General features: G+C 65.9%; 18 protein-coding genes. 7 read left to right on the forward strand and 11 right to left on the reverse strand.

All coding sequences use genetic code 11. The annotated features are described in order from the left end of the window. Nucleotides 1-13: 13 nt before the first annotated feature. From CH283_RS03625 to CH283_RS03635, 3 genes are all read right to left on the reverse strand, one after another. Nucleotides 14-1468: an MFS transporter gene (locus CH283_RS03625; protein WP_094641299.1), complete on the reverse strand. Its 1455-nt coding sequence runs from the start codon at nucleotides 1466-1468 to the stop codon at nucleotides 14-16. Nucleotides 1469-1592: 124 nt separating this feature from the next. After that, complete coding sequence (locus CH283_RS03630) at nucleotides 1593-2456, reverse strand: chromosome partitioning protein ParB (protein WP_094641301.1); 864 nt, start codon at nucleotides 2454-2456, stop codon at nucleotides 1593-1595. Next, on the reverse strand, nucleotides 2446-3162 hold the full coding sequence (locus CH283_RS03635; protein ID WP_068053171.1) for a metallophosphoesterase family protein: 717 nt from the start codon (nucleotides 3160-3162) through the stop codon (nucleotides 2446-2448). The genes CH283_RS03630 and CH283_RS03635 overlap by 11 nt, the downstream gene beginning before the upstream one ends. A gap of 70 nt (nucleotides 3163-3232) precedes the next feature. On the opposite strand from CH283_RS03635, the gene CH283_RS03640 reads away from it, so the two are divergent. Then, nucleotides 3233-3826 (forward strand): suppressor of fused domain protein, encoded by a 594-nt coding sequence (locus CH283_RS03640; protein WP_094641303.1) that lies wholly within the window; start codon nucleotides 3233-3235, stop codon nucleotides 3824-3826. Between the two features lie 1101 nt (nucleotides 3827-4927). Here the strand turns inward: CH283_RS03640 and CH283_RS03650 are convergent. Beyond that, a complete protein-coding gene (locus CH283_RS03650; protein WP_068053140.1) occupies nucleotides 4928-6016 on the reverse strand; it encodes a magnesium and cobalt transport protein CorA in 1089 nt (362 codons plus the stop codon). Nucleotides 6017-6073: 57 nt separating this feature from the next. On the opposite strand from CH283_RS03650, the gene CH283_RS03655 reads away from it, so the two are divergent. The 4 genes from CH283_RS03655 to CH283_RS03670 all read left to right on the forward strand — a co-directional run bounded on the left by CH283_RS03655 (nucleotide 6074) and on the right by CH283_RS03670 (nucleotide 9282). Then, nucleotides 6074-6910 carry a PHP domain-containing protein gene (locus tag CH283_RS03655; protein ID WP_094641544.1) on the forward strand — a complete coding sequence of 279 codons (837 nt, stop codon included), beginning with the start codon at nucleotides 6074-6076 and terminating at the stop codon, nucleotides 6908-6910. Then, the gene (locus tag CH283_RS03660) at nucleotides 6907-7521 is read left to right on the forward strand and encodes a MarC family protein (RefSeq protein WP_068053143.1); all 615 of its coding nucleotides are present in this window, start codon (nucleotides 6907-6909) and stop codon (nucleotides 7519-7521) included. Before CH283_RS03655 ends, CH283_RS03660 begins: the two co-directional genes overlap by 4 nt. Next, on the forward strand, nucleotides 7518-7805 hold the full coding sequence (locus tag CH283_RS03665; protein ID WP_068053146.1) for a hypothetical protein: 288 nt from the start codon (nucleotides 7518-7520) through the stop codon (nucleotides 7803-7805). Before CH283_RS03660 ends, CH283_RS03665 begins: the two co-directional genes overlap by 4 nt. Before the next feature lie 271 nt (nucleotides 7806-8076). Continuing rightward, nucleotides 8077-9282 carry an NAD(P)-dependent malic enzyme gene (locus CH283_RS03670; protein WP_176460383.1) on the forward strand — a complete coding sequence of 402 codons (1206 nt, stop codon included), beginning with the start codon at nucleotides 8077-8079 and terminating at the stop codon, nucleotides 9280-9282. A gap of 78 nt (nucleotides 9283-9360) precedes the next feature. Here CH283_RS03670 and CH283_RS03675 read toward each other — a convergent pair whose 3' ends face one another. From CH283_RS03675 to CH283_RS03690, 4 genes are read right to left on the reverse strand one after another with little or no spacing between them, the layout of a single operon-like run. Next, the gene (locus CH283_RS03675) at nucleotides 9361-10053 is read right to left on the reverse strand and encodes an ABC transporter permease (RefSeq protein WP_094641305.1); all 693 of its coding nucleotides are present in this window, start codon (nucleotides 10051-10053) and stop codon (nucleotides 9361-9363) included. After that, nucleotides 10050-10715 (reverse strand): ABC transporter permease, encoded by a 666-nt coding sequence (locus CH283_RS03680; protein WP_068053154.1) that lies wholly within the window; start codon nucleotides 10713-10715, stop codon nucleotides 10050-10052. Before CH283_RS03680 ends, CH283_RS03675 begins: the two co-directional genes overlap by 4 nt. Beyond that, on the reverse strand, nucleotides 10712-11863 hold the full coding sequence (locus tag CH283_RS03685; RefSeq protein WP_094641307.1) for an ABC transporter ATP-binding protein: 1152 nt from the start codon (nucleotides 11861-11863) through the stop codon (nucleotides 10712-10714). Before CH283_RS03685 ends, CH283_RS03680 begins: the two co-directional genes overlap by 4 nt. Then, nucleotides 11863-12837, reverse strand: a complete 975-nt coding sequence (locus CH283_RS03690; RefSeq protein ID WP_094641309.1) for an ABC transporter substrate-binding protein — start codon at nucleotides 12835-12837, stop codon at nucleotides 11863-11865. The genes CH283_RS03685 and CH283_RS03690 overlap by 1 nt, the downstream gene beginning before the upstream one ends. Before the next feature lie 207 nt (nucleotides 12838-13044). Between CH283_RS03690 and CH283_RS03695 the strand changes: the two genes are divergently transcribed. After that, complete coding sequence (locus CH283_RS03695) at nucleotides 13045-13935, forward strand: glycine betaine ABC transporter substrate-binding protein (RefSeq protein WP_094641311.1); 891 nt, start codon at nucleotides 13045-13047, stop codon at nucleotides 13933-13935. On the opposite strand, the gene CH283_RS03700 is transcribed toward CH283_RS03695, so the two are convergent. The 3 genes from CH283_RS03700 to CH283_RS03710 are packed head-to-tail and all read right to left on the reverse strand — an operon-like array spanning nucleotide 13891 to nucleotide 17257. Beyond that, nucleotides 13891-14847: an alpha/beta hydrolase gene (locus CH283_RS03700; protein ID WP_094641313.1), complete on the reverse strand. Its 957-nt coding sequence runs from the start codon at nucleotides 14845-14847 to the stop codon at nucleotides 13891-13893. The two genes, CH283_RS03695 and CH283_RS03700, sit on opposite strands and share 45 nt — an antisense overlap. An 8-nt stretch (nucleotides 14848-14855) precedes the next feature. Further along, a complete protein-coding gene (locus CH283_RS03705; RefSeq protein WP_068053168.1) occupies nucleotides 14856-15689 on the reverse strand; it encodes an SDR family NAD(P)-dependent oxidoreductase in 834 nt (277 codons plus the stop codon). Further along, nucleotides 15686-17257: a flavin-containing monooxygenase gene (locus CH283_RS03710; protein WP_094641315.1), complete on the reverse strand. Its 1572-nt coding sequence runs from the start codon at nucleotides 17255-17257 to the stop codon at nucleotides 15686-15688. The genes CH283_RS03705 and CH283_RS03710 overlap by 4 nt, the downstream gene beginning before the upstream one ends. Before the next feature lie 69 nt (nucleotides 17258-17326). On the opposite strand from CH283_RS03710, the gene CH283_RS03715 reads away from it, so the two are divergent. Further along, nucleotides 17327-17980, forward strand: coding sequence for a TetR/AcrR family transcriptional regulator (locus CH283_RS03715; RefSeq protein ID WP_094641317.1), 654 nt, complete (start codon nucleotides 17327-17329; stop codon nucleotides 17978-17980). Nucleotides 17981-18108: the final 128 nt, after the last annotated feature.

The following is an 18108-nucleotide window of genomic DNA, read 5'->3' on the forward strand; positions in this document are numbered from 1 at the left end:
GCACGGGCAGTGGTCAGGTCGTCGGCGCAGACCTGGCAGTGCTGCCAGCCGGAACGGCCGGTTCGCTGCGGCCGCCGACCACCGATTCGCCGGTGTTCGGAGTGCTCTTGATGGCCAGGGCCGCCAATCCGACGACGAGACAGGCCACCGCTCCGGCGGCGAAGGCCGCGGTGTAGACGATTTCACGGGCGACCCCGGTCCCGTCGATGGCGAACATGGCCAGTGCGGTGGACAGTGTTGCGCTTGCGATCGACGTGCCGACGGTTCTGACGATCGAGTTGACACTGTTGGCCACGCCGGTGTCCGCCGCATCGACCTCGGCCATGAGCAGGTTGGGCAGGGCAGCGAACGCGAGACTGACGAACACGTTGATGACCACACCGGCGGTGATCAGTTGCCAGGTGTGATCGTGCGCCAGTGCGACGAACACGAAGCCGACCAGCCCGATCACCGCACCTGCGATCAGAACTCGACGCGGCCCGAAGGACCGGATGAGACGACCGCTGAGGACGGCCGCAACCACGCCGACCGCCGCGCCGGGTAGCAGGTAGACCACGCTCGCCTCGAGAACGTTGGCGGTGAAGCCGTAGCCCGCCACCGCTCGTGGTGTCTGCACGAAGTACGAGCAGGCGAGGAAGTTGACGAACATCCCGATACCGACGAACACGGTGGCGACGTTGGTGGCGAGCAGCGGACCGTGGGTGAGCATGCGGGGCGCGACCAACGGTTCGGCGGTGCGCTTCTCGAGCAGCCACCAGAGCGTCCCCGTCAGTACACCGGCAAGGGCGCAGCCGAGGGTGGCCACCGAACCCCAGCCCCAGGTGCGGCCTTGTGTCAACGCGAGGAACAGGAGCAGGAGGGTCACGGCGAGTCCTGCGGCACCCCACCAGTCGACGGTGCCGCCGCTGGTCTTCGGTCGCGCGGGCACGCCGAACCAGGCGATCGCGAGGGCGAGCACGACGAACACGACAGTGAGCCAGAACACGCGGTGGTAGTCGGCTCCGTTGGCGGTGAGCAGCCCGGTCAGTACCAGTCCGAAGCCGCCGCCGACGCCCAGTGTCCCGGACAGGACGGCCATCGAGCCGACGAGCTTTCGTGGGGGCATCTCGTCGCGCAGTACCGCCAGCGCGATGGGGAACAGGGCATAGGACACTCCCTGCAGGACGCGACCGACGATCAACCAGAGCAGCGAGTGCGTCAGGGCCGCGAGCAAGGACCCGGCGAGGACGACGGTGAGTACACCGATGAGCACCGGCCGCTTGCCGTGCAGGTCGGCGAGCCGGCCGATGACGGGGGTGGCAATGACCGCTGCGAGGAGGTTGCCCGTCAGTACCCAACCTGCGGCCGTGGTGCTGACGCCGAGTTGGGTGCCGATGGTTCCGACGATGGGGACGACCATCGTCTGCAGAACGGCGAGAGTCATGACGATGAAACAGAGTCCGGGCAGCAGTATGCGGCGGGTGGACATGGAAGAACTACCTCGTTACCTGTCGAAAAAGCACTAGAAGCGACGCAAATAAATTGTTGAATGCATCTAAGTGACTATCAGATATCGCCGAACGAGGGAAGCGGTCCCCGACGACGGCACCGTGTCACTGCGGACGGGTGGGCTTGCCCAGCGCCTTCTGCCGCAGTTCGCTGACGATCTCGTCGTTCCACACATGCTCGCGCACCAGGCGGTAACGCTCCCGGCTCATCCACAGGTACGCCTCCGCGTCGGTGCGGTCCTCGAGGATCTCCGCAGCGCGCACCATGCGCACCACCGGGAGGTACTCCTCACCGAACCAGCGCCGCGCGACGGTACCGCGGTCGACGAACTCGCCGACCTCCTGCATCAACCGGAAGCCCCACGCCTCCACCGATTCGCTCAGCTGGGCGTAATCGAACGGATCGGTCACCTGAACGGCCTCGCGTGCCTTGCCCACCAACGGGACACGACTGAGGAAGATGCGCCGGTGATCCTTGATCAGCAGGTCGCCGCGTCGGGTGATGCCCTCCGGTGAGATGCGGGTGATGATCTCGGTGACGACGGCGTCGATCGACGTCCGGTGCATCGCGAAGGCGATGGAGACTCGATGGTGTCCGTCGACGACGAAGTGCATGCCACCGATGCGGTACACCTGGATCGGCGGCATCGCCTCGCCGCGGCGCTGAGCAGCCGCGAGTCGTTGCCAGCGTTCGCGGATGCGCGCCGACGTCGGCCGAAAGAATCGATCGAAGTCACGAGTGCGATCGACGCTGCCGACGATGGTCTCGACGCGGATGACCTGCAGGCCGAGGTGACGCTCGCCCACCTTGCCGAGGGCGGCGACCACCTCGTCGAACGGCAGGATGGTGTTGACGTCGTCGGGTTGACGACGCAGCCACCCGACCAGACGTGCGACGTCGGCGCGGCGGCGTTGGCGGGTGAAGTCGTTCTCCGCGTCGGCGGCCGGAAATCCGGTGTCACGTGCCATGTCTGCGCCTCACGATCTTGGGTGTCTCGAAATCCGGTCTCTCGCCGCCCGGTTCGATCTCGAGGAGGGTGTATCCGACGGTGTTGATCACCGCCGCGCCGTGCAGGGACAGGTCGTCCGGGGTGTGACCGTGCGGATGAATGTGGCCGTGCAACAACAACTGTGGGGAGAGTCGACGCGTCACCTCGTCCAGACAGTCGAAACCGATGTGCGCCGGGTCGGTGTCGTCGCCGACGCCGAGCGGTGGACTGTGGGTGAGCAGAATGTCGACGGGCCGAAGGTCCTTGCGCACGTTGCGATGCCACGCGAACGTCCGGGTCAGCGTTCGTGATCGACGTCGCTGCTGCCGTTGGGTCCACTGATTGGGCCCACCGTTGTAGCGGATGGACCCGCCGAGCCCGGCGATCCGGAGGCCTGCCGCCGACACGATGCGACGATCGACGTTGACGGCACCGACCGGTCCGGGCCAGGTGGCGGGCAGCCCGGCACGCATCCACCCTGCGCGCCCGGCCGAGTACCCGGTGAGGTCCGCGTCGTGATTGCCCGGCACGAACACACACGGTGCGTTCAGCGCGTCGGTGAGGTACTCGAGGTAATCGAACGGGAGGTCGCCCGCGCCGAGGATCAGGTCGACTGCGAGCGACTTCACCTGCGGACTCCACAGGGATTCGATCGTTTCGTCGGCAACTGCGAGAACGGAGACCACGGGTACGACGGTACCCACCTCCGGTGCGGTGGTACCTCCGAACGGACTTCTCGGGCATCGGTGGTGTTGGATGGGTCAGGTGAGCGACAGTGTCATCGAAGCGGTACGCGCACATCTGGTGACCGAGATCGGCGACGAGAATCCGTCGTCGGCGTCGGTGACGTTCCTCGGCCTCGAGTCACTGGACGTGCTGAGATTCGGCGCGGACTCCGACGTGGTCCGATACGTCAGTCTCGGCTGTTCTCGTCACCCCATGGCCGACCCCAACGAACTCGTCGCCGATCCCTCGCGCGGCCCCCGAGCCGAACTGGTGCTGACTCTGCGCGGTGGAGCAGGCGTGGCGTCGGGCGTGCACAAGTCCCTGGCCGTGCTCGCTGCCTCTCCCGCGGTGGAGGGCGTCGTACTCGTCGAGGACGCGCTGCTCGACCTGGGCGAGCCGCTGTGGACCAACGCGCCGTTCACTGCGGTGCTGCTGGGCGAGAGCGATATCGCCGATCTGACGCTGCCCGAGCCCTACGATCCGGTTCGCTTTCTGGCCGCCGTGCCGTTGACCGGCACCGAGGCCGCGTGGGTGCGGCTGCGCGGTGCCGCGGCCCTGCGGGAGGCCTGGACCGAGGCAGGGATCGACGTGCGTGATCCGAATCGATCTGCGGCCAGTCTCTGACGAGACGTCATCGCGTAGGACGCCAATTCCGGTTCGGCGGTGACGGAATCGAAGATGAGGTGCAGAGGCACCTCGGCCAGGTACATCAGTCCGGTGATCGCGGCATCCGCGTCGTAACGCAGGTTCGGCATCGTGGTGGTGAAACACAGGTCGTCCGAGATGCGTTCGCGCACAGCAGGTCCGTCGTGTTCGAGCGCGTCGAGGACGAGATTGAAGGCGACGTTGTCGCCGATGATGTTGAAATGTTCGACGGGCCGGAGCGGGCAGACGTCCTGGACGGCGATGTTGGCGGCCCCGGCGAGGGTGCTGGCGTGCGGTTGCGGGTAGATCAATTGGTCGAACTTCGTATAGATCGAGGTGTAGCTGGGCCCCGCGGGCAACGGACGCGCCGCCAGTGCGGTGAGGAACTTCGATCCGGTGGCGATCTGCCAGTTCGCCGGCGGGCATTCGTGCGAGTCGTCGCATCCCGAGCGCGCCGAGTCGGTGCCGTTGTACGGGGTGGCGAGCGAGATGAAGTCGGACACCAGTGCGGGCAGATCCGGCCAGAACGTCAACGCCCACAGCTCGTCGAGTGGACCGTGCTGGTGACCCATCAGGACGACCTGGCGACCGCTGTCGGCTGCCATGGTGCGGACCGCATGCACCACGTACTGGGCGGCGACCTGCAGGTCTCCGTAGCCCTCGTCGGGAAGCGAAAGGCTGCACACCGGTATCCCAGCGGCGGGCAGTGACTGCAGATAGTTCCAACCGAACGATTGCTGATCGGTGGCGAAAGCCGGGGTGAGCAGGACCGGATCGCGGGTGGCGTCGTGCAGATCGGGGGTGCACGTGAGGGCGTGGTCGAGGGCGGCCGGAGCGACGGTGAGCACGGGACCGAGATCGGGGTTCGACCCGGCATGAGCTGTACCCGGAGCGCAGACGGTCATGATCGCGACGGCCACTACCAGTGAGCGGATTCTCATCGATCCCTTCCGGACGGAGATGCAGAACTTCTGCAGTCTCATCCGGTCAGGACCGGCGGGATCGTGACCCGGAAGGGGTCGGGGTAATCACCAACGACCGTCGGACTCTGTTGGACGTTGTCCAATCTGCGAAAGGTCGCTAGAGCCAGTCGTTCTTGTGGAACGTCCGCCACAGTCCGATACACACGCACAACACGACCGCGACCATCAGGTGATAGCCGTACGTCCAGTGCAACTCGGGCATGTTGTCGAAATTCATCCCGTAGATGCCCGCGACCATCGTCGGCACAGCGGCGATCGCCACCCACGACGAGATCTTGCGCATGTCCAGGTTCTGCTGCATCGTCACTCGCGCCAGCGCGGCGTCGACCAATGAGCTGAGCACCTCGTCGTACTCGGAGATACGTTCGGCGACGGTCGTCTGATGGTCCTGCACGTCGCGCAGGTAGCGTCGCACCGCCTTGGGGACGCTCGGCTCCTGCACCAGACGCGCCAACGGCGTCGACAGTGGTGTCACCGACCGGCGCAGCTCGACGACCTCCCGCTTGAGGAGATAGATGTTCTCGATGGGCACGTGGTGGTGCGGCGAGAACACTTCCTCCTCCATGCCGTCGACGTCTCGCTCGATCGAGTCGGTCACCGCGAGATACTCGTCGACGACGTGGTCGGCCACCGCGTGCAGTACCGCCGACGGACCGAGCGCGAGCTGTTCCGGGTTCGCTTCGAGGCGCTGACGCACACCGGCCAACCCCGAATGCTCCCCGTGCCGGACGGTGATGACGAAGTCGCGGCCGACCATCACCATGATCTCGCCGCTCTCGACGATCTCGTTGGCCGTCGTCACCGACTCGTGCTCGACGTACTTCACCGTGCGCAGCACCAGGAATGCGACGTCGTCGTAGCGCTCGAGCTTGGGCCTCTGATGGGCGTGCACGGTGTCCTCGACCATCAGCTCGTGCAGGCCGTAACACTGGGCGATCGCGCTCATCTGGTGTTCGTCGGGTGCATGCAGACCGACCCACACGAATCCCTCGCCGCGGGCGCGGACCTCCGCGATGGCCGAGGTGTGCGTGAATCTCCCGGGCAGTCGAGCCCCGTCGACGTAGACCGCGCAGTCGACGATCGCCCGGGCCGTGGGCACCGGAATGCGCGGTATCGGCTCGGGACCGGCCTTGGCCGAACGTCGATGCAGTGACGGCAGCGACGGGCGTGGTGGAAGGGACGGCATGGCGGGCAATCGTACGCCAGCAAAACGACGACGGAGTGGGCCTGGAACACTGTGCAGGTGCTCATCGATCTCCACACCCACTCGACGGCGTCCGACGGCACCGACAGCCCGGCCGAGCTGGTCCGCGCCGCAGCCGAGGCGGGACTGTCGGTGGTGGCTCTGACCGACCACGACACCACCTCGGGGTGGGACGAAGCGGCCGCCGCACTGCCGTCCGGCCTCACGCTGGTGCGCGGCATGGAACTCTCCTGCACCGGGCGAGGCGAGGACGGCGAGCCGGTTCCGGTGCATCTGCTGGCGTATCTGTTCGACCCGGCGAACGCGGCCTTCGCGGGCGAGCGCGCACGTTTGCGCGGCGAGCGGGTCACTCGATTGCGTGCCATCGCCGAGAAGATGGCGGCGGACGGTCTGCCCATCGATCCCGACGCGGTGCTGGCCTCGGCCGGAGCGGCAGCCGGACGACCGCACCTGGGTCGCGCGCTGATCGACGCCGGCTACGTTCCGAACATGGACGCAGCGTTCGCCGGTCCGTTGGCGACGAGCGGCAAGTACTACGTCGAGAAGGTCGACACTCCCCTCGAGGTCGCGGTCGACATGATCGCCGCGGCAGGCGGTGTCAGTGTGCTCGCGCACGCCAGAGCTCGTGCCCGCGGTCGCATCCTCGACCTCGATCACATTCGCGAACTCGTAACGCGCGGTCTCGGGGGAGTGGAAGTGCATCACATGGACCACTCGCCGCAGGACACCGCGGTGATGGCCGATCTCGCTGCCGAACTGGACCTGATCGTCACCGGATCCTCGGACTACCACGGCACCAACAAGACGGTGAAACTGGGCGAATACAACACGGCCCCAGAGCAATACGACCGTCTCGTCGCGGCGGCACGCCCATGACATTCGACGTGACGCTCTACCTGACGGTGCTCATCACCCTGTTCGTCATCATGGACCCACCGGGCGCGATCCCCGTGTTCCTGTCGCTGGTGGGCCGCAAGAGCAAAGAAGAACGCAACAAGGCCGCGTGGCAGGCTCCCGCCGTCTCACTGACCGTCATCTCGGTGTTCGCGATCGGCGGCCAAGCGATCCTGAGCTACCTGCACATCGGCATTCCGGCACTGCAGGGCGCAGGTGGGTTGTTGCTGCTGCTCATCGCGTTGTCACTGCTCACCGGAAAGGGCGCGGGCGGAGACACCGCCGCGGAGGACGTCAACGTCGCGCTCGTGCCGCTCGGGACTCCGCTCATGGCCGGCCCCGGTGCCATCGCCGCGGTGATCGTCTACGTCAGCCAGGCCGACGGTGACGCCGGTTCGTTTCTGGCAATTGCGTTGGGCATCATCACCATTCACGTGCTGTTCTTCCTGGTGCTGCGATTCTCGACGGCGCTGATCCGGCTCCTCGGAGAGGGCGGCATCTCGCTGTTGGCCCGCATCGCCGGCCTGTTGCTCGCCGCCATCGCGGTGCAGCTGATCGCGGATTCTGTTCGCGGATTCGTGGCCGGCGGATGACCGGGGGATCGTTCGGGCTCCGATTCCTGCGCGGGCTCAGCGGCATCGTCACCGCAGGACTGGTGGTGCTCGCCATAGGCGTCGCCGTCACGCAGTATCTGGGGCACTCCCGCGGATTCCCCGGTCCTGGCGGTCTCTCGGTCGCCGCACACATCGTCGCGGCGATCGTTGCCGTGTTCGCGCAGCGCGTCACCGATCACCGTCGCGGATTCTCGGCCGTCCTCGGGGCGATCGTGGTCTTCGTCGCCACCGGCCTCGTCCTGTGGACACAGTGGTGGCAGTAGAAGCGGTGGTGGCAGTAGCACAGCGGTGGCACCGAGATCTGCTCCGTTCTGACTCTGTGGTCAGGTGGGGTTGCGATGTGGCACACTGGGGCACCGACAGGGCTACAGCCCATCGCTGATCGTGCAGGCGCACCCGCCTCACATGCGAGACACGCTCTCGGCAGTTTGCAGCCAGCACTGGCGCACTCCGACGGCCCTCATTTCCACCACTCACTTCGTTGACATTTCGTCGCCTCGCCGGTCGAGGTCGACAGTGCGAGGAGCTTTCACCGTGACGGCAGTCGAAGACACCGCAGCAACACCCACAACGCCGGCCCTTCCCGCCGGAATCACCGACGAGGAGATCTTCGCCGGGCACCTCGGCGGAAAGCTGTCGGTCGAGTTGGCGGCACCGCTCGAGACCCAGCGCGATCTCTCTATCGCCTACACCCCAGGAGTGGCCCAGGTCAGCCGCGCCATCGCCGCCGAACCCGCGCTGGCCAAGCGATACACCTGGACCGATCGCCTCGTCGCCGTCATCTCCGACGGTTCCGCAGTGCTCGGCCTGGGCGATATCGGTCCGCGCGCGTCGTTGCCGGTGATGGAAGGCAAGGCCGCACTGTTCAAGAAGTTCGCGGGCCTCGACTCCATCCCGATCGTGCTCGACACCAACGACGTCGACGAGATCGTCGAGACCATCGTGCGGATGCGGCACAGCTTCGGTGCCGTGAACCTCGAAGACATCTCGGCACCGCGCTGCTTCGAGATCGAACGCCGCGTCATCGAGGCGCTCGAATGCCCGGTGATGCACGACGACCAACACGGCACCGCCATCGTCGTCCTCGCCGCGCTCAACGGGGCTGCGAAGGTGCAGGGCCGGAGCACCTCCGAACTGAAGGTCGTCATCTCCGGAGCCGGGGCAGCAGGTGTGGCGTGCGCCAACATGCTGCTCCTGGCCGGCATCCGGGACGTGGTGGTGCTGGACTCGCGGGGGATCGTCTCTTCAGATCGCCAGGATCTCACCAGCGTCAAGGCCGACCTCGCCGCGCGCACCAACCCCCGTGCACTGGCCGGCGGAGCGGTCGACGCCCTGGCCGGAGCCGACGTGTTCCTCGGTCTGTCCGCGGGCAAGGTCGACGAGAGCTACATCGCCTCGATGGCCCCGAACTCCATCGTGTTCGCGCTGTCCAACCCGGATCCGGAGATCCATCCGGAGGTGGCGAGGAAGTACGCCGCCATCGTGGCAACCGGACGCAGCGACTTCCCGAACCAGATCAACAATGTTCTCGCCTTCCCCGGTGTGTTCAAGGGCGCGCTCGACGCAGGTGCCCGCCGCATCACCGAAGGCATGAAGCTCGCCGCTGCCGAGGCAATCCTCTCGGTTCTCGGCGACGAGTTGGCTGCGGACAAAATCGTGCCCAGCCCACTCGATCCTCGTGTCGCCCCGGCCGTTGCGGACGCAGTTGCGGCAGCAGCGCGAGCCGAGGGCGTCGCGTAGGAAAACGGAAAGAAAACACCGGCGAACCCGGCCCCACCCGGGCCTGCGGTTCGCCGGTGTCTTTCGTCGTGGCTCGAGTCAGACCTTCGCGAGTCCGGTCGGCATCCGCCGCAGGCGACCGGTTCCCGGGACGGACGCCCACACGGCGAGGGCGAGCAGACCGTCGACGATCAGGGTCAGCAGCGCCACCAGAATCGCGCCGACCAGAACGCGGCCGTAGTCGTAGAGCGCGAGCCCGTCGAAGATGTAACGGCCGAGCCCGCCGAGGTTGACGTAGGCCGCGATGGTCGCGGTGGCGATGATCTGCAGTGTGGTGTTGCGCAACCCGCCGAGGATCAGGGGCAGAGCGTTGGGGATCTCGACGCGAAACAGCACTTGGGTTTCGGTCATCCCCATCGCCCGGGCGGCGTCGACGACGTTGGCGTCGACGTTCGCGATGCCGGAGTACGTGCCGGCCAACAGCGGAGGAATGCCCAGCAGCACCAATGCGATGATCGGCGGGATCAGGCCCAACCCGATCACCAGAACCAGAAACACGAGAATGCCGAGGGTCGGCAGCGACCGCAGCGCGTTGACGAGCCCGACGATGACGGCCTCACCGCGGCGCAGGTGACCGATGAGCAGACCGACCGGAACCGCGACGGCAGCCGAGAGCAACACTGCCAACAGGCTGTACCACATGTGTTCGATCAGCCGTGCGCCGATTCCCGTGGGACCGGCCCAATTTCCGCCGTCGAGAATGTACGAGAACGCCTCGGAGAAGAGATTCATGCGCGTGCCTTCTTCTTCGACGAGCCTGTGCTCAGCCGCGTCCACGGGGTGAGACGACGCCCCAGCAGGTACAGGGCCGCGTCGAAGATCAACGCCAGGAACACGATCGAGATGATGCCCGCGAAAATCTGATCGGGATAGTCACGCTGGTAGCCCTGGGTGAACAGCTGGCCGAGGCCGCCGATGCCGATCACCGAGCCCACCGAGACCAACGAGATGTTCGTGACCGCGACGACCCTGATGTTGGCGATGAGTACCGGAAGTGCCAGTGGCAGTTCGACGGTCACTGCTCTCCGCAGTGTCGAGTAGCCCATCGCCTCGGCGGAATCGACCACGGCGAACGGCACCGAATCGAGTGCCTCGGGTACTGCGCGCACGAGCAGCGCGGTCGAGTACACCGCCAGCGCGATCACCACGTTCAACGGATCGAGAACGGGCAGACCGACGATCGCGGGGATGGTGACGAACAAAGCCAGCGACGGAAGCGTGAAGGCAATACTGGCCACCGTCAGCGTGATTCGGCGAACCCAACGGGTGTTGCGAATGACGGTACCCAACGGGATGGCGATCAACAGTCCGATGAGCAGCGGGACGAGCGAGAGATACAGGTGAGTCTTCGTGTAGCCGAGAACCACATCGAAGTTGTCCAGCAGCCAGGTCACTGTTCGTTGTCCCCGGTAGTGAGGAAGTGGTGCCGGTTGCGTTCGGAGTCCTCCGACTTGCGTTGTGCAGCAAGGTTTTCGAGTATCTCAGCCCCGTCGACGCTACCCACGGCCGCCCCGGATGCATCGACCGCGACACCGATCCCCGACGGCGAGGAGATCGCCGAGTCGAGTGCCTGACGCAGATCGCCGCCCTCGAGGAACAGGGAGCCGCCCGCCGCCGTGCTCTCGTCGATGCTCCGGCCTTCGCGCACCTTCTCGACTCCGGTCGCGTCGATCCATCCGAGTGGACGGCGCTGCCCATCGACGACGAGGACCCACTGCCCCTGGTCCAGCCTCAGACCGTGGATCTCGTCCTCGGTCGCCGTATGGATGGGGTGCATGGTCACCGACTGTGCCGACCGAAACGACAGGCCGCGGTAGCCACGATCGCGACCGACGAACGACGCCACGAAGGACGTTGCCGGGGAGGCGAGTACGGTCTCCGGCTTGTCGTACTGCTGCAATCGGCCCTGGGGTCCGAACACGGCGATGCGATCACCGAGCCGTACGGCCTCGTCGATGTCGTGGGTGACGAACACGATCGTCTTCTTCAGATCGGCCTGCAGTCGCAGCATCTCGATCTGCAGTTCCTCCCGAACCACCGGGTCGACCGCGCTGAAGGGCTCGTCCATCAGCAGGATCGGCGGGTCTGCGGCAAGCGCCCGGGCGACGCCCACACGCTGTTGCTGCCCGCCGGACAGTTGCGCGGGGTAGCGCGAGGCGAATGCCGGGTCGAGGCCGACGCGCTCGAGAACGTCGAGCGCGGCTGTGCGTGCTGCGCGACGCGATTCGCCGTTGAGTACCGGCACCGTGGCGACGTTGTCGACGACGGTCCGGTGCGGCAGCAACCCGGCACTCTGGATGACGTATCCGATGCCGCGGCGCAGCTTCACCGCGTCGATGTCTGCGATGTTGCGCCCGTCGACCGTGATGACGCCCGAGGTGGGCGTGATCATGCGATTGATCATTCGCATCGAGGTGGTCTTGCCGCAGCCGGACGGCCCCACGAACACGGTGAACGAGTGTGGCTCGATCACCAGGTCCAGCGAGTCGACGGCAGTGGTGCCGTCCGGACACGTCTTGTTGATGCTCTCGAAGGTGATCATCAGCTGACCGGCTGATCCAGACCCTTGTCCTGGACCCAATCCGCTGCTGCTGCCGCGGGCTCGACCTTCTCGTCACCGGACACTCGCGTGTTCAGCGCAATCAGCTCCTCGGTGGTGATCTGCGCCGACACGGCGTCGAGCACCTGAGTGAGCTTGTCGGACTGCTTGGCCGTACGCAGCACCGGAATGATGTTCTGGGCCGCGAAGTTGTTCTCCGGATCCTCGAGAACGACGAGATCGTTCTGTGCGATCGAGGGTGCGGTGGTGAAGATGTCCGCGGCGACGACCTGTCCGGAGACGAGGGCCTCGACCGTCGCCGGGCCGCCGCCGTCGGAGATCGGGATGTAGTTGCCGGGTGAGATGTCCAGGCCGTACTTGTCTCGCAGACCGGGCAGGCCGCCGACGCGTTCCTGGAATTCCGGGGTACCGGCGAAGGTCACCTCGGAGGAGAACGGGGCGAGGTCGCCGATGGTGGTGAGGTTGCGCTCGGTGGCGGTCTGACGCGTGACGACGACGGCGTCCTTGTCCTCGCCCGGTGCCTGCGCCGTCACGGTGAGGTCGTCGCCCAGAGCCGCGGGTAGCGCGGCCAGGACGTCCTCGGAGGACGTGGCGGTCGCGGATTCGTCCAAGTACTGCAGCAGGTTGCCGGTGTAGTCGGGGATCAGGTCGATCGACCCGTCTCGCACTGCCGGAATGTAGGCCTCACGGCTGCCGATGTTGAGCTTGGTGCTCACCTCGAAACCGTTGGCGCGCAGAGCCTCGGCGTAGATGTTCGCCACGGTCTCGGACTCGGGGAAGTTGGCCGAGCCGACGATGATCGAGTTGGTGTCGCTGTTGCTCTCGCCGCCACCGCTGGACAGTGGATCCGAATTTCCGCCGCAGGCGGTCAGAGCGGTGACCGAGAGAGCGAGTGCGGCTACGGCGGCCACTGCCCTCGGAGCGGAGAACGCGCGCGTGATTCGGGAGGTGGTCATGGTGTCCTTCCATCGGTTCGGGCACAGTCCTACCCATCGCCGACCGCCGCCACCGGGCTGCGGGGGCATCGTCGAAACCAGGACTCGGGCTGCTCGGGATGGTAGTCGAATTCAGCGTGCCCATAAGGTTGGTTCGACTACCGTCTCGTTCGCACTAGTGCCCCGCGGCCGAGATCGGTAAACCACCCGGGCAGTGAACAGGAGAAAATGACAGTGCGATCGTCGGTTCTGGCAGCAGCCCTGGTGATGTCGATCGCCGGACTGGTCGGCGGTTGCAGTGCGGGCGCGTCGACCGACCCTGCCGGCGCGGCCGTCGTCGTCGGAGCAGGCAGCTCGGATCTGTCGCGTCTGCTCGCGCAGATCTACGCCGGTGGACTGCGGTCGACGGGAGCGGACGTCGAGGTGAAGGACGACCTGGGAGACCGAGCCGACTACCTCGCGGCACTGGACCGCGGTGAGGTGACGATGGTTCCCGATCTCACCGGAGAACTGCTGCGCACTTTCGACACACTGTCGGCGGCAACCGAGGCCGAGGACGTGTACACCGAACTGAACCGATCACTGCCGGCCGGGTTGTCGGTGGGGGATTACGCCACCGCCGAGGATCGACTTGCCGTTGCGGTGGCGTCGGACAGTGAATCGGGCGACGAGACGGTGACCGACTTCCTGGGGCGTGAGGAAAAGACCGTGGGAATCGTGGACGGCCAGGTCGATCCCATGGACGTCATTGCCGAAGGCACGAAGAGTCCCACGTTCACAGGGGCGTCGTTCACCGATATCACTCCGTATGCCGATGCGCAGTCCGCCGTCGACGGGTTGAACGCCGGGGAGGTCGACGTACTCGCGATTCGCACCGCCTCGTTCGGCCCGTTGGCGAAGGATCTGACCACGCTGCCCGACGACGATCATGTGTATCCCGCGCAGAACGTGGTTCCGCTCTACGTCGACGGAGTGCTCAGCGAGAGTGCTGTGAGGTCCTTTTCCGTGGTGGCGGGGGAGCTGACGACTGCGGACCTCGCCGACATGATCGGCGAGGTCCGCAACGGCGTTCCGTCAGGCGAGGTCGCCGGCCGCTGGCTCGGTGAGCGCAACCTGTGACACTGTGCCCGTCTGCGTTGCCCTGACCTTGCGGCCCAGGTACGAGCCCATGTGATGGACGGCCTGAGCCGCCTCCCGCAGGATCGACGCCTGTAGATGAGCCACGTGCCAGAGCTTCTTGTATTCCACGTGCTCGAGCTCGACGCCCGACGATCGCAGCTTGTCCGCGAACGCGGTGATCTGCGCGTACAGCACCTCGTCGGTGCCGACGTGCATGACGGTCGGAGGCAGTCCGTCGAGGTTGCCCAGCAGTGGTGCGAAGCCCTGGTCGAGTGGATCGCCCGCACCCAGATAGGCGTCGGCCGAGCTGTAGGACCAGCCGGTGTTGACCACGAGATCGCGGTCCTTGGCGGCGTCGCGCGCACCGGGATCGACCCAGGGCGAGATCAGGCCGAGGGCGGCCGGGCTGGTGCCGTCGTCCACCAGACGCCGGGCGGTGGCGACCGTCAGACCTCCACCGGCGGAATCGCCTGCGATGGCGATGCGGTCCGCGGTGAATCCGTGCACGCGGACCAGCTCGCGGAACGCCGCCACGGCGTCGTCCAGACCGGCCGGGTACGGGTTCTCCGGGGCCAACCGGTAGTCGAGCACGTAGACGGCGCTGGCCGATTCCCGCGCCAGATGCGCGGCCAACGACCGGTGCGTGTTGATCGAACCGATCGTGTACGCGCCGCCGTGCAGGTACAGAATCGCGGTGCCGCGTTCGGTTGCCCCGACGGTGATGCGCTCCGCTCGCCGTCCGGCGAGCGTCAACTTCTGCGCGACGGTTCCGTGCGGAAGAGTCTGCGCCGGAGCCGCCGCCTCGAGCAGGGCCCGCTGCGCTCGGAACGACAGACGCGGATTCAGCGCCAGGCGATAGAAGGGCTTGAGTGCTGCCGCGACGATCGGCAGGGGAACGTAGAAGGACTTCACGGGCTCGCCTACTTCTTCGTACGCGGCAGCGCGCGCTTGGACACCGCGGCGATCAGGCCCTGGTAGCGAGAGCCGGTGATGCGCTGCAACAGATCGAGGGCGATGGCGTCGGACCCGATGAGTACCCGGCCCTTGCCCTTCTCGACGCCCTTGAGGATGGTCTTGGCCGCGTCGATCGGGGTGGTCTTGGCGAGCTTGCTGTCGAAGAACTTGGCCACGTCGGCCTGATCGAAGTTCTCGGCGACGGTCGCGTTGCGGGCGATGGCGGTCTTGATGCCACCGGGGTGCACCACGGTCACCTTCACCGGTGCCTTGGAGATCAACATCTCCATCCGCAGCGATTCACTGAACCCGCGGACGGCGAACTTCGCCGCGTTGTACGCCGACTGGGACGGCATGGCGAGCAGGCCGAACAGGCTGGAGATGTTGATGATGTGGCCGTCGCCGGAGGCCTGGATGTGCGGCAGAAATGCCTTGGTGCCGTTGACGACTCCCCAGAAATCGACGTCGACGATGCGCTCGATGTCCTTGAACGAGGACTTGTCCACGTCACCGTGGTACGCGATACCGGCGTTGTTGTAGATCTGGTTGACCTTGCCGAAATGCGCGACGACGGCCTCGGCGTAATCCAGCACGGTCTCGCGCTGGGACACATCCAAGAAGTCCGACTTGACCTCGGCGCCCAACGCCTCGACTCGTCGAACCGTTTCGTCGAGTCCGGCGGTGTCGACGTCGGACAATGCCAACTTCGCTCCGCGGCCGGCCAGTTCGAGGGCCAGGGCGCGGCCGATTCCCGAGCCCGCGCCGGTGACGACGGCCACCTTGCCTGTGAATGTGCTCATCGTGCGGACACCTTGTCTGTGTTGTTGCCGGCGGAGTTGGTCGCCGACGGTCCGGAGGGCAGGTCTGCGGTAGCGACGCTACGGTACGCATCGAGATCGAAGTTCCTGGTGATTCTGCGGAACTCGAAGGTGAAGCCCGGCCACAGCGTCGTGTTGTTGCCGTGCTTGTCGAGGTACCAGCTGGCGCATCCGCCGTTCATCCAGACACTCTTGGAGAGTTGGTCCTGCAGCGTCACGTTGTACTCGTCCTGCACGTCCTTGCGCACCTCGATGGTGCCGATGTCGTGCTTGTCGATGGTGTTCAACGCGTCGACCAGGTAGTTGATCTGCGACTCGATCATGAACACCATCGACGTGTGGCCCAGGCCGGTGTTGGGGCCCACCAGGAAGAACATGTTGGGGAAGTTCGCGACCGCCGCGCCCTTGTAGCCCTGCTGACCGCCGTCCTCGAAGGTTTCGGCCAGTGTGCGGCCGTCCTTGCCGGTGATGCCGTGGTAGGCGGGGGAGTCGGTGACGTGGAAGCCGGTGGCGACGACGAGCGCGTCGATGGGGCGTTCGGTGCCGTCCTTGGTGACGATGGAGCCCTCGCGGATCTCGGCGATGCCGTCGGTGACGAGATCGACGTGGCTCTTGGCGAGCGCGGGGTAGTACGCGTTCGAGATCAGCATGCGCTTGCAGCCGATGCGGAAGTTCGGCGTGACCTTCGCGCGGAGGGTCTTGTCCTTGATCTGCGTGCGCAGGTGGTTCTCCGACGCCCACTGCAGCGGCTTCATGAAGGCCGGAGCCTTCGCCAGTCCGACGACCTGCGTCTCGCGCATCGCGTAGATGCCGGTCCGCGAGAGACGCTGGAATCCGGGAACGTGCTTGAAGGCGAAGCGTTCGAGCTTGGTGTACGGGCGGTCCGCGCGGGGAAGAATCCACGGCGCGGTGCGCTGGTACACGTCGAGGTGCTTCACCTGATCTGCGATGGCGGGCACGATCTGAATCGCCGAGGCACCGGTACCGATGACGGCGACGCGCTTGCCGGCGAGCGAGACGTCGTGATTCCACTGGGCCGAATGGAAGACGTCGCCCTTGAAGTCGTGAATTCCCTTGATGTCGGGCAGGTTCGGCTCACACAGCGCGCCGACGGCGGAGACGACGATCTTCGCGGTGTAGTTGCCCGTGGTGGTCTCGACGTCCCAGCGGTTGGTCTCGGCGTTCCAGCGGGCCGAGGTCACATCCGTGCCGAACACGTGCTTGTCCATGACGCCGTACTTGCGCGCCACCCCGGCGATGTACTTCTGGATCTCGGGCTGCGTGGAGAACGAGCGCGTCCAGTTCGGGTTCAACGCGAACGAGTAGGAGTACAGGTGCGACGGCACGTCGCAGGCGGCACCGGGGTAGGTGTTGTCGCGCCAGGTGCCACCGACGTCGTGGCCGCGTTCGATGACGACGAAGTCCTTCTTGCCTGCCTTCGTCAACTTGATCGCGGCACCGAGGCCGGCGAATCCGCTGCCGATGATCAGCGTATCGACGTGACGCGGCGTCGTTGCACGGTCCGAAGTATCTGTTACGGGAAGACTCATGTAGGGGAGCGTAGAAGCTTATTGAGTGTGAGTCAATAGTTATTGACTAACATTCAGTAGGGTGGTTGCATGGCGTTCGTGAACAGCCCCGGCACATCGACAACGAAGAGGACCAGACTCAGTCCGCAGCAACGACGAGCGCAACTGATCGAGCTCGGCACCGAAATGCTCGCCGACCGCCCCCTCGAACAGATCTCCGTCGAGGACATCGCAGACCAAGCAGGCGTCTCCCGAGGTCTTCTGTTCCACTACTTCGCCTCCAAGCAGGAGTTCCACCTCGAAATCGTGCGTGAATCCTCGCGCGTCATGCTCGAGCGCACCGCACCCGATTCGTCGTTGCCACCGTACGAGATTCTGCGCGATTCCATCGCGAACTACGTCGATTACGTCACCGACAAGCGGCAGATGTACGTCTCGCTCCTGCGCGGCACTCCCAGCGGTGATCCGCAGATGCGCGCGGTGTTCGAGGACACCCGCTCCGCCATGGCCGAGCGAACCGTCGCGCAACTCGGGGGACTCGACATCGAGGTCACCCCCACCATCGTGCTGGCCGTCCGCGGCTGGATCGCCTTCGTCGAGGAAACGACCATCAACTGGCTCACCGCTCCCGAACTGAGCCGCGACGAACTGATCGACCTGAACGTCAACGCTTTGCCCGCGGTCGCACTGGCACCAGGAATGATCACCGCACTCCTGGGAACCGACGCCGACGCCTCAGCCTGACCGACGCCCGCCCCGGTTGGGATCAATGTCCCTTCGTTGCAGTCTGACCGACTGAATCTCGCATTGATCCAGTCGGTGGCCCCCCGCCCGTCGCCCCGCACGCGTCGCCCCGCCCCGCACGCGTCAAT

The organism is Rhodococcus sp. 05-2254-2, from assembly GCF_002259095.1.
Classification (GTDB): domain Bacteria; phylum Actinomycetota; class Actinomycetes; order Mycobacteriales; family Mycobacteriaceae; genus Rhodococcoides.